1 protein-coding gene is annotated in these 710 nt (G+C 65.4%); it reads left to right on the top strand.

Translation table 11 applies throughout. The features are described from left to right. On the top strand, positions 1-710 hold a 710-nt coding region (locus IPF36_RS34135; protein WP_195432345.1), incomplete at both ends, for an amidohydrolase family protein.

Raw genomic sequence — 710 nt, 5'->3', positions numbered from 1 at the left:
AACCGGCTGGGCGTGACCGGCGTGATCGATGCGGGCGGCGGGTACCAGAACTACCCCGAGGACTACAGCATCATCGAGGAACTGCACAAGGAAGGCCAACTGACGGTGCGGCTGGCGTACAACCTGTTCACGCAGAAGCCCAAGGAAGAGCTGAACGACTTCAAGACCTGGACCGCCAAGGTCAAGCCGGGCCAGGGCGACGACCTCTACCGCCACAACGGCGCGGGCGAGATGCTGGTCTACACCGCGGCCGACTTCGAGGACTTCCGCGTCGAGCGCCCCGACATGGCGCCGTCGATGGAGGCCGACCTCGAGCCGGTGATCCGCCTGCTCGCGGAAAAGCGCTGGCCGTGGCGGCTGCATGCGACCTATGACCAGACTATCTCCCGTGCGCTGGATGTCTACGAGAAGGTCGCGAAAGACATCCCGTTCAACGGCCTGAACTGGTTCTTCGACCACGCCGAGACCATTTCCGACCGCAATATCGACCGCATCGCCGCGCTCGGCGGCGGCATCGCCGTGCAGCACCGCATGGCCTACCAGGGCGAGTACTTTGTCGAGCGCTACGGCGCACGCGCCGCCGAGGCTACGCCGCCCGTGAAGAAGATGCTGGAAAAAGGCGTCAAGGTGGGCGCCGGCACCGATGCCACGCGCGTGGCCTCGTACAACCCGTGGGTGTCGCTGTACTGGCTGACCACCGGCAAGACCGT

The organism is Cupriavidus sp. IK-TO18 (assembly GCF_015549295.1).
Classification (GTDB): domain Bacteria; phylum Pseudomonadota; class Gammaproteobacteria; order Burkholderiales; family Burkholderiaceae; genus Cupriavidus; species Cupriavidus oxalaticus_A.
This window is presented reverse-complemented; position numbering and strand designations above follow the sequence as displayed.